Annotated in this window: 13 protein-coding genes; 4 read left to right on the top strand and 9 right to left on the bottom strand. The window is 67.3% G+C overall.

The genetic code is table 11. The features are described 5' to 3' along the window. Window positions 1-27 precede the first annotated feature (27 nt). Complete coding sequence (locus tag CBM2588_RS22270) at window positions 28-312, bottom strand: hypothetical protein (RefSeq protein WP_147298423.1); 285 nt, start codon at window positions 310-312, stop codon at window positions 28-30. Between CBM2588_RS22270 and CBM2588_RS22275 the strand changes: the two genes are divergently transcribed. After that, window positions 307-1,920: an alkaline phosphatase D family protein gene (locus CBM2588_RS22275; RefSeq protein WP_115682522.1), complete on the top strand. Its 1,614-nt coding sequence runs from the start codon at window positions 307-309 to the stop codon at window positions 1,918-1,920. The genes CBM2588_RS22270 and CBM2588_RS22275 overlap by 6 nt on opposite strands. A 235-nt stretch (window positions 1,921-2,155) precedes the next feature. On the opposite strand, the gene CBM2588_RS22280 is transcribed toward CBM2588_RS22275, so the two are convergent. The 5 genes from CBM2588_RS22280 to CBM2588_RS22300 are packed head-to-tail and all read right to left on the bottom strand — an operon-like array spanning window position 2,156 to window position 8,445. Further along, window positions 2,156-3,886, bottom strand: a complete 1,731-nt coding sequence (locus tag CBM2588_RS22280) for an acetyl/propionyl/methylcrotonyl-CoA carboxylase subunit alpha (protein WP_115682523.1) — start codon at window positions 3,884-3,886, stop codon at window positions 2,156-2,158. A 5-nt stretch (window positions 3,887-3,891) separates the two neighbouring features. Further along, window positions 3,892-5,529, bottom strand: a complete 1,638-nt coding sequence (gene pxpB / locus CBM2588_RS22285) for a 5-oxoprolinase subunit PxpB (protein WP_115682524.1) — start codon at window positions 5,527-5,529, stop codon at window positions 3,892-3,894. 27 nt (window positions 5,530-5,556) lie between these two features. Further along, the gene (locus CBM2588_RS22290; protein ID WP_115682525.1) at window positions 5,557-6,369 is read right to left on the bottom strand and encodes a putative hydro-lyase; all 813 of its coding nucleotides are present in this window, start codon (window positions 6,367-6,369) and stop codon (window positions 5,557-5,559) included. A gap of 33 nt (window positions 6,370-6,402) precedes the next feature. Beyond that, complete coding sequence (locus CBM2588_RS22295) at window positions 6,403-7,158, bottom strand: LamB/YcsF family protein (RefSeq protein ID WP_115682526.1); 756 nt, start codon at window positions 7,156-7,158, stop codon at window positions 6,403-6,405. 39 nt (window positions 7,159-7,197) lie between these two features. Then, window positions 7,198-8,445, bottom strand: a complete 1,248-nt coding sequence (locus CBM2588_RS22300; protein WP_115682527.1) for an MFS transporter — start codon at window positions 8,443-8,445, stop codon at window positions 7,198-7,200. Between the two features lie 298 nt (window positions 8,446-8,743). On the opposite strand from CBM2588_RS22300, the gene CBM2588_RS22305 reads away from it, so the two are divergent. Together CBM2588_RS22305 and CBM2588_RS31105 are read left to right on the top strand one after the other, a co-directional pair. After that, the gene (locus CBM2588_RS22305; RefSeq protein WP_115682528.1) at window positions 8,744-9,412 is read left to right on the top strand and encodes a GntR family transcriptional regulator; all 669 of its coding nucleotides are present in this window, start codon (window positions 8,744-8,746) and stop codon (window positions 9,410-9,412) included. A gap of 33 nt (window positions 9,413-9,445) precedes the next feature. Then, window positions 9,446-9,733, top strand: a complete 288-nt coding sequence (locus CBM2588_RS31105) for a hypothetical protein (RefSeq protein ID WP_231942241.1) — start codon at window positions 9,446-9,448, stop codon at window positions 9,731-9,733. On the opposite strand, the gene CBM2588_RS22315 is transcribed toward CBM2588_RS31105, so the two are convergent. Then, entirely contained in the window at window positions 9,702-10,673 is a 972-nt protein-coding gene (locus CBM2588_RS22315) for a Bug family tripartite tricarboxylate transporter substrate binding protein (protein ID WP_115682529.1), read from the bottom strand. The genes CBM2588_RS31105 and CBM2588_RS22315 overlap by 32 nt on opposite strands. Window positions 10,674-11,012: 339 nt before the next feature. After that, window positions 11,013-11,399 (bottom strand): hypothetical protein, encoded by a 387-nt coding sequence (locus CBM2588_RS22320; protein ID WP_147298424.1) that lies wholly within the window; start codon window positions 11,397-11,399, stop codon window positions 11,013-11,015. Between the two features lie 384 nt (window positions 11,400-11,783). On the opposite strand from CBM2588_RS22320, the gene CBM2588_RS22325 reads away from it, so the two are divergent. Further along, on the top strand, window positions 11,784-12,710 hold the full coding sequence (locus tag CBM2588_RS22325) for a LysR family transcriptional regulator (protein WP_115682531.1): 927 nt from the start codon (window positions 11,784-11,786) through the stop codon (window positions 12,708-12,710). Between the two features lie 7 nt (window positions 12,711-12,717). Here CBM2588_RS22325 and CBM2588_RS22330 read toward each other — a convergent pair whose 3' ends face one another. Next, window positions 12,718-13,626 carry a LysR substrate-binding domain-containing protein gene (locus tag CBM2588_RS22330; RefSeq protein WP_115682532.1) on the bottom strand — a complete coding sequence of 303 codons (909 nt, stop codon included), beginning with the start codon at window positions 13,624-13,626 and terminating at the stop codon, window positions 12,718-12,720. Between the last annotated feature and the right edge of the window lie 90 nt (window positions 13,627-13,716).

Genomic DNA, 13,716 nt, shown 5'->3' on the forward strand with positions numbered 1-13,716 from the left:
CCTTGTTTTGTGGCGGGCACATTGCACCTATTGCTTTCTGAGCAAAGATGAGAGGCCGCTTTTTGCCGATCCAATAATATGGGCCGCTGCGGCGGGCGATAAGACCTTCGCACTGCCTAATGCCTTTGCGGCCAAAGCAAAGATATTGGCAAGGTTCGCCGCCAAGCCTGCCAGCGCAAAGGTGAAGGTTCGCCCGCTCATAAAGCTGAAGGACGCGACTTCCCCTGTCCAGAACCGGTAGAACGGATTGGCTATAGTTCTGCACATCGACAGCGCGACACCAACCACGGACATCCCGGAACCGGCATGCAAAGAAGAACCTTCCTGACGCTGGCGGCAGCCTCTGCCCTCGCCACCCAGCTGCCCCGCTGGGCCATCTCCGGCACGCTGCGCGAACACGATCTGTTCCAGCTGGGCGTGGCCAGCGGCGCGCCGACGCCCGATGGATTCGTGCTGTGGACGCGCCTGTTCGCCGGCGCCATCCCCGGCACGCCGCAGGCCGATGCCCTCGGCGCCACGCCGCTGCAGGGGCCGCTGACCGTCGGGTGGGAGGTTGCCGAGGACGACGCATTCCGGCGCATCGTGCGCCGCGGCCAGGCGCAGGCGCTGCCGGAACTCGGCCATTCCGTGCATGTGGAAGTCGACGGGCTGCGCCCCGACCGCTGGTACTACTACCGCTTCATGCACGGCGACGCAGTCACCACCCCGGCCCGCACCCGCACCGCGCCGGCGACAGACACGCTGGCGGCGCGCGTGCGCTTTGCCTTTGCCTCCTGCCAGCGCTGGGAGCAAGGTCACTACGCCGCCTACAGGCAGATGGTGCAGGAAGAACTGGACCTGGTGGTGTTCCTGGGCGACTACATCTACGAGGGCGCGGTGCCGGCCAGTGCGCGGACGCACCTGCCGCGCACCCACAGCTTGCCCACCGCGACCAGCCTGCAGGACTTTCGCGACCGCTACGCGCTGTACAAGAGCGACCCGCTGCTGCAGGCTATGCATGCTGCGTGCCCCTGGCTGGTAACCTGGGATGACCATGAGGTGCAGAACGACTATGCGGGACGCGCGGGCAGCGAGCCTGCCACCGCATTTCTTGCAAGGCGCACGGCCGGATACCAGGCGTTCTATGAAAACATGCCGATCCGCGCAAGCACGCTGGTGCACGGCACGGCGGGCCTTGGCAGGCCCGATGCGCTGAGCATCCATGCACGCCATCGCTGGGGCCGGCTGGTCGATTTCCATGTGCTGGACGACCGCCAGTATCGCGATATCCAGCCCTGCCGTGAACCTGGACGGCCTCGCAAGGGCGCAGTGTCCCCCGGCGAATGCAGCGCGCTCTACGATCCGCGCCGCACCATGCTGGGCAGCGCGCAGGAGCGATGGCTGGCACAGGGGCTGGCGCAGGACCAGCACGACCAGACGCGCTGGAGCGCGATCGCGCAGCAAACCATCTTCTCGCGGCGGAACTACAAGGCGCCGCCGGAAGAAGCCTTCCACAGCGATACCTGGGATGGCTATCCCGCCGCGCGCCAGCGCCTGCTCGACAGCATCGCCGCGGCGGCGCCGCGCAATACCGTGTTCATTGGCGGCGATATCCACCAGCACTACGCTTGCAATGTACTGGCGGACTTCGGCGACCCGTCATCCCGCGTGATCGCCAGCGAGTTCTGCACGACCTCCATTGCCTCGGCCTCGGGCAGCAGCGAGCGGAGTGTGGCAAAGATCGTGGCCCACAACCCGCATATCGTGCATGCACGGCCGGACCAGCGCGGCTACAGCGTGGTCGAGGCCACGCCTGCGCGCTGGGCCGCCACGCTGCGCGCCGTGGAAGACGTGGCGCGCGCCGACAGCGCGGTCGTCACGCAGGCGGCGTTCGTGGTAGAGGATAGGCGGCCGGGCGTGCAGCGGGCCGGGGCGGGCTAGGTCGGCGCCCGCAGCACACTGCGGTGGCACGAACCTGCTGATTGTTTGCTACCTCTCCCGCTTGCGGGAGAGACCACCGCCCGCTTGCACGTGCCCGATCGGACAAAAATCGGCCAAATAACCGGCCAAATAACCGGCCAAATAACCGGCCAAATAACCGGCCAAATAATCGGCCAAATAATCGGCCAAATAATCGGCAAACGAATCGACAAACCAGGCCGGCGGCCGTCCGCACTCACTCCACGCTGGCCAGCCGCGCCCCCGCGGCCAGGAACACCCCCGATTCAGCCTGCCACGTAACGCGGCCGCTGCGATGGGCGTGGACCTGCACCTCCATCTTCATCGCTTCCATCACCGCGAGCAGGTCGCCTTCGCTGACCTCGTCGCCCGCGTTGACCTTCCAGGCCTGCACGGTGCCGGCGATCGGCGAAGGCAGGTCGGCGGCGTTGGTGGGCGCAGCCGGCGCGGGTGCGGCCGCACCGCCCTGCCCCGGCGCTTCGGCCAGGCCCCGCAGCAGCTGCGCCGGCAGGCCCAGCACCATGCGGCGGCCGTCGATCTCGATCGCGGTGCGCAGCAGGCTGCCATCCGGCTGAGGCTCGGCGCGCACGGCGGCGGCCAGCGGCTCGGCGAAGTCTGACTCGATCCAGCGCGTATGGACCTTGAAGCCATCGGCGCCCAGGAAATCGGCATGGTCGATCACGGCGCGATGGAACGGCAGCACCGAGGCCACGCCCTCGATCCGGAACTCGCGCAGCGCGCGGCGCGCACGCGCCAGCGCCTGCTCGCGCGTGGCGCCCGTCACGATCAGCTTGGCCATCAGCGAGTCGAAGGTGCCGGGCACCACCGAGCCGGTCTGCACGCCGGAATCGACGCGAACGCCCGGGCCGGACGGTACCTCGAAGCACTGCACCGGGCCCGGCGTCGGCAGGAAGCCACGGCCGACGTCCTCGGCGTTGATGCGGAACTCGATCGAATGGCCCAGCGGCGCCGGCGTTTCGGTGATCGACAGCGGCAGGCCGTCGGCCACGCGCAGTTGCTCGACCACCAGGTCGACACCGGTGGTCTGCTCGGTCACCGGGTGCTCGACCTGCAGGCGGGTGTTGACCTCCAGGAACGAGATCGCACCACCGGCGCTGAGCAGGAATTCGACCGTGCCGGCGCTGGTGTAGCCCGCGGCGGCGCAGATTTCGCGCGCGGCGGCGTGGATGCGGGCGCGCTGTTCGTCGCTCAGGAACGGCGCCGGGGCCTCTTCCACCAGCTTCTGGTTGCGCCGCTGCAGCGAACAGTCGCGCGTGCCGAGCACCACCACGTTGCCGTGCCGGTCGGCCAGCACCTGTGCTTCGATATGGCGCGGCTTGTCGAGGAACTGCTCGACGAAGCATTCGCCGCGGCCGAAAGCCGTGACCGCCTCGCGCACGGCTGACGCGTACAGCTCTTCGACCTCATCCATGCGCCAGGCGATCTTCATGCCGCGGCCGCCGCCGCCGAAGGCCGCCTTGATGATGATGGGCAGGCCGTGGCGCTCGGCAAAGGCCAGCACTTCGTTGGCATCGCTCACCGGGTCGGGCGTGCCGGCCACCAGCGGCGCGCCCACCTGCAGCGCGATCTTGCGCGCTTCCACCTTGTCGCCCAGCCGGGCAATGGTTTCCGGCGACGGTCCGATCCAGGTCAGGCCGGCATCGATCACCGCGCGGGCGAAGGCTTCGCTTTCCGACAGGAAGCCATAGCCCGGGTGCACCGCGTCGGCGCCGCTGCGGCGCGCGATCTCCAGCAGCTTGGGGATATTCAAGTAGGTGTCGGCCGGGCGGTCGCCGTCGAGGCCGTAGGCTTCGTCGGCCAGGAGCGCGTGGATCGCGTCGATATCGGCATTGGCATAGACAGCGACGGAGGCCACGCCATAGTCGGCGCAGGCGCGGATGATGCGAACGGCGATCTCGCCACGGTTGGCAATCAGGACTTTCTTCATGGCAGTTACGGTTGCAGTTCTTCGAAGGCGCCGACGGGATGGAAGCGCAGCCAGGCACCGACGGGGATTTGTCCGGCGCGGTCGAGGTGATAAGGCGCCACGGAGCCGATCACGGGATAGCCGCCGGTGAGCGGATGGTCGGCCAGGAACAGGACGGGCTGGCCGCTAGGCGGCACCTGCAGCGCCCCGAGCGCTGTGCCTTCGCTGGGCAATTCGCCCGCGATGGCGCGCTCCAGCGCCACTTCGCCGGCCAGGCGCAGGCCCACGCGGTTGGATTGCGGCGTGACCTGCCAGCGCTGCGCGGCAAGCCGTTGTACGGACTCGGCGGTGAACCAGTCGGTGCGAGGGCCGAGCACCACGTCGAGCACGACTTCCTGCTCCACCGTGGGCAGGTTTTCGGCGGGCGTTTCGGGGGCGCCAACGATGGCACCAGCCGGAGCCTGCCGCAGGTTGATCACATCCCCAACCGCCAGCGGCGCCGGGCCGACCTTGGCCAGCGTGTCGGCGGCACAGCTGCCCAGCACCGGCGTGACCGCAAAACCGCCGCGCGCCGCGACGTAGCAGCGCGCCCCGGCCAGCGGCTGGCCGACGGACAGCGTGTCGCCATCGGCAAGCGCCACGGCCTGGTGGTTCGGGACGTCCCATTGACGGCCATCGGCCGTGCACACCGTCAGCGGCGCATCCGCGCCGGTGACGGCCAGCACGCTCTCGCCCACGCTCTGCAGCTGCAGGCCGGCGCCGATGGTCTCGAGCGCCGCGGCATCGCTGCGGTTGCCCACCAGCCGGTTGGCCGCCTTGAGCGCCGCCTGGTCCATCGCGCCCGAGGCCGAGACGCCCTGTCTCGCCTGGCCGTGCCGGCCCAGGTCCTGGAACAGGGTCTGCAGGCCGGTGCCCTTCACCTTCAGCGCCGCGGCTGCAGGCGCGCTATCAGACTGCAGGGACTGCAGGGACTGCAGGGACTGCAGGGACTGCACGGGCTGGCGCACCGGCGTCGCGGCAATGCTGCCGGGGGGATGCGCCCCGCCATTGAGCGTTGCGATATCGACAAAGCGCACGCGATAGCCGGGCTGCAGCAGCGCTGGCTGGTCGCGATCCAGGTCCCACATCGGCACCGGCGTCACGCCGATGATCTGCCAGCCGCCAGGGCTGGCCTGCGGATACACGCCGCTGAAGGTGCCCGCCAGGCCGACGGCGCCGGCGGGGATGCGCGTACGCGGCGTACTGCGGCGCGGCACGTCAAAGCTGGGATGGCCGCCGCTGAGGTAGGCAAAGCCCGGAGCAAACCCGGTAAAGGCCACGGTGTATTCTCTGCCGGTGTGGCGGCGCACCACTTCCTCCGGCGTGATGCCGAGCAGTTGCGCGACCTCGGCCAGGTCCTCGCCGTCATAGCGCACCGGGATCTCCACCAGCACGTCGCTGCGCTCGACGCGTTGCGACAGGTCACGCACGGCGATGGCGCGCACCAGCACGGCGGCGCTGGTCGCCCACGGGCGGAAGTGAACGAGAATGGTGCGCGCGGCGGGCACCAGCTCGGCCACGCCAGGCAGCGGATCGCGCTGCAGGGAGGCCAGCAGGGCCAGGGTCTGGTCGAGATCGGGCAGCTCTACCAACAGGGCATTCGAGGTGACGGGCAGGAAACGCAAGACTAGCTCCGCAGAAGACCCGGGGTCTCAGACGTGGTACGTGCTGTCCGGCACGTCGGTGATGAACATATGGCCCGGCGCGTGGGTCACGGCGAACGGCACGCCGGACGCCATCACGGCCGCCTGGGGCGTCACGCCGCAGGCCCAGAACACGGGGATCTCGCCCGGCTCGATGCGCACGGCGTCGCCGAAGTCGGGCTTGCCGATATCGGCGATGCCCAGCGCGGCCGGGCAGCCCACGTGCACCGGCGCGCCATGCACCGAGGGGAAACGCCCGCTGATGGAAACGGCATCGGCAACGCGGTGCGCGGGGATGGGCCGCATCGACACCACCAGCTCGCCATGCAGGCGCCCGGCAGGCCGGCACTGGCGGCTGGTGCGGTACATCGGCACGTTGGAGCCGTCGGCGATATGGCGCACCTCGATGCCGGCCTCTTGCAGCGGCGTCTCGAAGGTAAAGCTACAGCCGATCAGGAAGGTGACCAAGTCCGGATGCTCGGCCCACAGCGGCGTGGCGTCGGCCACCTCTTCCGCCAGATTGCCGTCGCGCCAGACGCGGTACAGCGGGATGTCGGTGCGCACGTCGGCGCCTTCGGCCAGCTGGGTCTGGTGCGCGCCCGCCTCGATCACATCGAGCACGGGACAGGCCTTGGGATTGCGCTGCGCGTACAGCAGGAAATCCCAGGCCCAGTCGCGCGGCAAGGCGATCATGTTGGCCTGTGTCATGCCTGGCGCGACGCCGGCGGTGGGCTGCACGGTGCCGGCGCGATAGCTTGCGCGCGCGTCGCGCGCGGCGTTCACCGAGGCGATGCGGGCGCGTTCCAGTGCGGATGCTTGCATGGGTATTTCTCCAGTGTGTTCAGGGTCGCGGGCTCACGCAAACGCGCGGATCGCGATGCCGTCGCGCTCCAGCGCGGCGCGCACCGCGCGCGCCATCTCGAGCGCGCCGTCGCTGTCGCCATGCACACAGATCGATTGCGCTTCCACGCGCGCCACGCTGCCGTCGATGGCAAGCACCGTGCCTTCGCGCGCCAGGCGCAGCATGCGCTGGGCCACGTCGGCGGCGTCGTGCAGCACCGCGCCCTTCTCGCGGCGCGACACCAGCGTGCCCTGCGGCGTGTAGGCACGGTCGGCGAACGCTTCGGCGATGACACGCAGGCCGGCCTCGCGCGCCCAGGCCACCAGCGGCGAGCCGGCCAGCGCTACCAGCGCCAGCTCCTGGTTCACCGCGCGGATCGCGGCGATCACGTCTCGCGCCTGGCGTTCGTCGCTGGCAATGGTGTTGTAGAGCGCGCCGTGCGGCTTGACGTAGCGCACCGCGGTGCCGACGGTGGCGGCCATGCCCGACAGCGCGCTGATCTGGTAGATCACGTCGGCCACCAGGTCGGCGCTGGCCACGTCCATGTTGCGGCGGCCGAAGCCCTGCAGGTCGGGATACGAGACGTGCGCGCCCACGGACACGCCGCGCTCCGCTGCGGCCTTCAGCGTCTGCAGGATGCCTGCCGGATCGCCGGCATGGAAGCCGCAGGCCACATTGGCGCTGCTGACGATATCCAGCATGGCGGCATCGTTGCCCATGCTCCAGGCGCCGAAGCTCTCGCCGAGGTCGCTGTTCAGATCGATTTGCATAGGTGATTCGGTGCTTCAGGACTTCAGTGCTGCGGTGCTTCAGTGCGCGGCCTCGGCCTCGCCCAGCAGTTCGCGGCCACGGGTCTCCGGCAGCATCAGGCACGCGACCACCACCAGTGCGTAGGCGCCGGCGGCCATGTAGCCGATCGCCACGCCCAGCGACATCTTTGCGCTCAGGTGCCCGATCAGGGCCGGGCAGATCGAACCGACCGCGCGGCCGAAGTTGTAGCAGAAGCCCTGCCCCGAGCCGCGGATATGGCTGGGATACAGCTCGGTCAGGTAAGCCCCCATGCCCGAGAAGATGCCCGACAGGAAGAAGCCGAACGGGAAGCCCAGCAACAGCATCGCCGCGTCGGTGATGGGCAGCTGCGTGTAGCAGACCACCAGGATGGCCGCGCTCACGGCGAACAGCATGAAGCAGCGGCGGCGACCCAGGTGGTCGGACAGCCAGGCGCTGGTCAGGTAGCCAGCGAACGAGCCGGCGATCAGCACCATCAGGTAGCCGCTGGTGTTGAGGACGGACAGGTTGCGCTCCATCTTCAGGTAGGTGGGCAGCCAGGTGGTTACCGAATAGTAGGCACCCTGCATGCCGGTCGCGAGCAAGCTGGCCAGAACGGTAACGCGCAGCACGCCGGGCTTGAAGATCAGCATGAAGTTGTTGCTTTCGCCGGTGCGGGCCAGCTTTGCCTGGGTTTCGCGATACACCTTGGGCTCGCTGATATTGCGGCGGATGTAGAGGATGAAGATCGCGGGCAGCACGCCGATCCAGAACAGCACGCGCCAGGCGTATTGCTGCTCGACCAAGGCATAGACCGCCCAGAAGGCGACCGCCGACAGCCCCCAGCCGACTGCCCAGCTGCTCTGCACCAGGCCCACGGCCTTGCCGCGGTGGCGGGCGCGGATCATCTCGGCGATCAGCACCGAGCCGACCGACCATTCGCCGCCGAAGCCCAGGCCCTGCAGCATGCGCGTGACGAACAGCTGCTCGGGAGAATTGGTGAAGCCGCTCAGGAAGGTGAATAAGCTGAACCAGAGCACGGTCAGCTGCAGGATCCGCACGCGGCCGTACTTGTCCGCCAGGATGCCGGCCAGCCAGCCGCCGACGGCCGAGCTGATCAGCGCGCCGGTCGCGATATAGCCGGCCTCGGCCTTGGTCATGCCCCACACGAGAATGAATGTGGGGATCATGAAGGTGTAGATCATGTAGTCGAAGGCATCGACGCCATAGCCGACGAAGGCGGCAAAGAGCGTCTTGCGCTCCTCTGCGGTAGTTTCTTTAAGCCACATGGTTGCGCTCACTAGGACAAGGACAAAGCGTGGGAAAAGCTCGCCGCACTGACTTGGCGACGACTTCGTTTCATCGGCGTTGTTTAGCAAATCGCATGCCATGTTGACCTATCGGCACGTATCACTCAACCAACACGCTAGTATTGTTGAACAATCTATGGCGTTGATCGATCATGGTATACACCTAAGGCACCGCATGGGCCATCGCCCGCACCAATTCCGTGCAAATTGTTGAACAAAGTGCGTTAACATCCGGTCACGTGCGCACCGGAATGAGCCGGCGCCCGATCCAGTCACCATGTCCTCAACACCTGACGTCAAGAATCTGGCCGAACGGGTCACAGAACAGATCCGCCAGCGCATCGTGCATGGCGAATTCGAGCCGGGGCAGCGCCTGTCGGAAGCGGCGCTGAGCGAAAGCCTGCAGATATCCCGCAATACGCTACGCGAGACATTCCGCGTGCTGACCAAGGAAGGCCTGCTGAAGCACGAGCCCAACCGCGGCGTGTCGGTGGCGATTCCGAGCATTGCGTCGATCATCGATATATATCGGGTGCGCCGGATGATCGAATGCCAGGCCATCGCCCAGGCCTACCCCAGCCATCCGGCCCGCAAGCATCTGCGCCAGGCGGTGGAGGCCGGTCTGCGCTGCCGCGACAGCGGCGACTGGCAGGGCGCGGGCACCGCCAACATGGAATTCCACATGGCGATCGTGGAGCTGGCCGACAGCGAGCGCCTGAACGTGATGTTCTCCCACCTGCTCGCGGAACTGCGCCTGGCGTTCGGCATGCTGCACGACCCGGAATTCCTGCACGGCCCTTACGTCGAGATGAACCAGCACATCCTGGAGCTGTTCGAGGCAGGCAAGCTGGCCGAGTGCGCGGTCGCGCTGAACGACTACCTGACGCAGTCCGAGCGCATCGTGCTGTCGGTGTGCGCTCGGCATCCGGTGTTCAAGGGGCGCTGAAGCGATCGCACCATTATCGAAGCCAAGGAAGTCATGGCCGGCAAGAAGCGGATCGGCTTCAAGAACCGCTACCGGCACCAGACCGGCAGCGGCGTCCCCAAGAGGTGGCCGGTTACGTCAGGCTGCTACCGCCTGGCGAGACATAAGGCGCAGCTGGGATTCGGTGCGCCATTGATCGCGAAAGTCAGTGCCCCGGATTTTGGGGCGATGCACCACAGTGACCGGATGGAACCGGCCGCGGCGCGCGCGTTCCGCAACTGGCTGGTGCGCCAGGCGGCGTCGCGAAGGCTCAGGAACCCGCCTTGTAGTTCGTTTCCCTGACGATCTTCGCCCATCTTGCCGCGTCCTCGGCGATGGTGGCGGCGAACTGTTCCGGGGTGCCGCCCACCACCTCGTAGTCGATCGCGGCCAGCCGTTGCCGGATCTCGGGCTGCGCCAGGATGCGGTTCATCTCCTGGTTCAGCCGCGTGACGATCTCCTTGGGCGTGCCGGCCGGCGCCAGCAGGCCGGCCCACGAATTGAACGCCATGCCGTCGAAACCGGCCTCCTGCATGGTCGGGACATCGGGCAGCGCGGGCGAGCGCTTGGACGCGAACACCGCCAGCGGGCGCAGCTTGCCGGCCTTGATCATTGCCATGCCGTTGAACGGGTCGATGGTCATGTCGACCTCGCCCGAGACCACCGCCTGCATCTGCGGGCCGGTGCCGCGGTACGACACGCTGACCACGTCGGGCGTGCCCGCGGCGCTCTTGAAGGTGGCGCCGATCAGCTCGATCATGCTGCTGCCGGCCGACAGGCTCAGCGGCCGGGACTTTGCCTTGGCCAGCGCGACGAATTCCTGCACGGTCCTGGCCGGCACCGAGGGATGCACCACCATCACGAAGCCGATATTGCTGATCTGCGAGATCGGCGCAAAGCTTTTCAGCGGCTCATAGCCGGCCTTGTACAACACCGGGCTGAGGGTCTGCGCGCCGGCGGTATTGAGCAGCAGCGTATAGCCGTCTGGCGCCGCGCGCGCCACCGCGTCGGTGCCGATGATGCCGTTGGCGCCGGGGCGGTTCTCCACCACCACCGACTGCTTCAGCGCCTCGCCCAGCTTCTGCGAAATCAGCCGAGCCACCACGTCGGTGGCCCCGCCGGGGGCGAACGGCACCACCATGCGGATCGGCTTGCTGGGGTAGCTGTCGCCCCAGGCCAGCGCGGGCATCGCGCTCAGCACGGCGGCGCACAGCATCAGGCGGCGGCGAGGATTAGGTTGCATCGGGGTGTCTCCTGGATGGCGGTGATCGGACGCGGTGCCGGCATCGAGGCGGGCACCTGCCATTATTCATAGTTATGAATTAAATTTTACGCACATAAACTTCACCGTCAATTAGGGGTATGTGCGGACTGCGCAGGCGATGAAGTGCCGCACGGCGGACGCCGGCAACACAGTGCCCCGCGGGAGCCCGCCATGGCGCGTGCCTTGCGTTTCGATCAGGCGTGGGACGTCGGGAATCAGGCCGCGGCGCCAGGCGCCGGGATTTTGAAATGCGGGGAGAATCCAGATCGGGGCACGTAGCAGAGACCACCGCGCATGCCATAGCCTCCGCCCGGGATTTCAGCGTCGATCGCTGTACAGCGGATCCAGGTCATGCCGGAACAATCTCCGCAGCGGCACCGGGTACTGGAATGCCAGCACCGGCTCCAGGACGCCCTGCTGGTTCCGGAACACCTCGAACAGGCGGCGCCTGCCGCCGCTGTCCCAGCCAAAGACATAAACGTAGGCGCTGCCCCGCCACGCCAGCGTTTCGGCGCCGAACGGCGGGCTCACGTCCGCGAGCCGGCAATAGCGGGCACAGAGCGCCAGGGCAGTCCTTTCCGGTTCGGTGTGCTCATGGTTGATGGCTGTTTCAAGCGTCGCGCCCAGGCCGGGAGCGAGCGACAGCGGAGGGCCGTTGGGGTGTGCCGGCGCAAGGTGGTGAACTGGCGACTGGTGGGCAGGCACTGTCTCACTCCTTTTTCTTGAGGGTTCCATATCGCGCGCCGACGGCTCCAGCCGATCAAACGCGAATGATTCGCGCCTTCATATCGCCTTGCTGCTCCCCAAAAGAAAGCGCCCGCGGGTGGGACCTGGCGGGCGGTGACTTTCCTGGATGCGGATGGGCGCATTCGGACCGTGCCGATATTGCCCTGCTATGTCGGTCGCAGCATATCCCTCTAAAGCACTACGGTGGCAACCGGACGGCCTGGCGCCGCAATGGGACTGAGCGACCCGAAGAACTGATGAGATAAACGCCTTTACTGGACAAAAATATTTGATTTGAGGTCAAGGATTGCCACGCGCTGGCGCATCGTCTATAAACCAATCTGTCTTGATTCCGGCGCCCCCATGAAAATCACGCTCGACGAACTGCTGGCCTTTGCCACCGTGGTGAACAGCGGCTCGATCACGGCCGCCGCGCAGCAGCTCGACCTCACCGTCTCGGCAACCAGCCGCACCCTCGCCCGCCTCGAAGAAAAGCTCAAGACCACGCTGCTGCGCCGGACCACGCGCCGCCTCGAGCTGACCGAGGAAGGCCAGGCCTTCCTGCACGACGCGCGCGCCATCATCGACTCGGTCGAAAGCGCGGAAGAACAGATGCTGGCGCGGCGCGAGAAGCCGTCCGGCCGCCTGCGCGTCGATGCAGCGTCGCCGTTCATGCTGCATGTGATCGTGCCGCTGGTGCGCGGCTACCGCGAGCGCTTTCCGCAGGTAGAGCTGGAGCTGAACAGCAACGAGGGCATCATCGACCTGCTCGAGCGGCGCACCGACGTGGCCATCCGCATCGGCCGCCTGAAGGACTCCACGCTGCATAGCCGGCTGATCGGCAACAGCCGGGTGCGCATGCTGGCCAGTCCGGCCTACCTCGACGCGCACGGCCACCCGCGCAAGGCGCAGGATCTCGGCAAGCATGCGCTGCTGGGCTTCAACCAGCCCGAATCGCTGAACGTGTGGCCGATCCTGGGTGCGGACGGAGAGCCCTATCGGATCGAGCCGGCGGTGTGGTCGTCGAGCGGCGAGACGCTCAGGCAGCTGGCGCTGGAGGGCGCGGGGATCGTATGCCTGTCGGACTTCATGACCGCGCAGGATCGCGAGGCGGGCCGGCTGGTGCAGGTGCTGGCGCGCCAGACCCAGGACGTGCGCCAGCCCATCCATGCGGTCTATTACCGCAATACCGCGATCTCCGCGCGGATCGCGTCGTTCGTCGACTATCTGGTCGAAGCGATCGGCGGCAAAGGCGGCGCGCGCCAGGCGGCGGCGTGGACCCAGCCGTGACGATGTCCTAGGCCACCACGAACCTGGGATCCAGCCGCGCCAGCGCAAACGCGCGAGTGTGCGCGACAAAGGCCTTGAGCAGGATCGACGGCGCGCGCTGCGCCGAGAACAGCACCGAAAAGTCGGTGGTCAGCAAGGGGTCGAACATGCGGAAGCAGACCCCGTCGCCCTTGTACTCCAGCGCCGTGATCGGATCGATCAGCGCCACCCCCAGCCCCTCTTCCACGAACGCGCAGATGCTCCACGACACCTGCGTTTCCACCTGCACCTTGCATTCGATACCGTAAGAGGCAAAGAGCGCATCGATCTGCAGCCGCGAGTCGAGCATGCGCGGATGCGACACGAAGCGCTCGCCGGCGAGGTCCGGCGGGCGGATGACTTCCTGGCTGGCCAGCCGGTGCCCCGCCGGGATGGCGCACACCATCCGGGTCGACAGCAGCCGCTCGCCGTGCGTGCTGGGGTGGTTCATCGACAGGATGGCAAAGCCGACGTCGCAGCGTTGCTCGGTGACCATGTTGACCACCGTGCGCGACGAGTGCGGCAGCATCGTGATCTGGATCTGCTGGTGGTCGGCCATGAACGCCGCGATCGCGCGCGGCAGGAACGACAGCGCCAGCGCCGGCGCGGCGGCGATCTGCAGCGAGCCGCGCTGCATGTCGCGGATATCGAGCGCGGTCTGCGCGATGCGGTCGATGCCGACCAGCGAGCGCTGCACTTCCTCGAACAGCGCCTGCGCCTCGGCGGTGGGGTGCAGCCGCCCGCGCATGCGCTCGAACAGGGAAAACCCTAGCGCCTCTTCAAGATCGGCGATCAGCCGGGTCGTCGCCGGCTGCGAGATGTGGAGCATCTCGGCGGCGCGCGTGACGGTCTGGCAAAGCATGACGGCCCGGAAGGCCTCGAGCTGGCGGATTTTCATGCCGCGAGTCTATAACACAATGTTATTGACGGCCCAAAAAAAAGAATTTTTCACGCGCAGGGCATCCTCCTAATCTATCCCGACACCGCA

The organism is Cupriavidus taiwanensis (genome assembly GCF_900250075.1).
GTDB classification, from domain to species: Bacteria; Pseudomonadota; Gammaproteobacteria; order Burkholderiales; family Burkholderiaceae; genus Cupriavidus; species Cupriavidus taiwanensis_C.